Below are 225 nucleotides of genomic sequence, written 5' to 3'. Positions count from 1 at the left end.
CATGACCGACGTCGTTCGCGCCGCCCTGGTCCAGACCACCTGGACGGGCGACAAAGAATCGATGATCAAGGCGCACGAGGACTATGCCCGCGACGCCGCCGCGCAGGGCGCCAAGGCGATCTGCTTCCAGGAACTGTTCTACGGCCCCTACTTCTGCCAGGTCCAAGACGCCGCCTACTACGACTACGCCGAATCGATCCCCGGCCCGACCACCGAACGCTTCCA

At 64.9% G+C, this 225-nt stretch carries 1 protein-coding gene; it reads left to right on the top strand.

Going from position 1 to position 225, the window contains the following annotated elements; translation table 11 throughout:
* Nucleotide 1 precedes the first annotated feature (1 nt).
* Nucleotides 2–225 (top strand): nitrilase-related carbon-nitrogen hydrolase (locus tag HH310_RS43045; RefSeq protein ID WP_282438693.1); only part of this gene is annotated, 224 nt, incomplete at its 3' end.

The sequence above is a fragment of the Actinoplanes sp. TBRC 11911 genome (assembly GCF_012933445.1).
GTDB lineage: Bacteria > Actinomycetota > Actinomycetes > Mycobacteriales > Micromonosporaceae > Actinoplanes.
The sequence above is the reverse complement of the archived record's forward strand: the minus strand, read 5'-3'. Positions and strand labels throughout refer to the sequence as shown.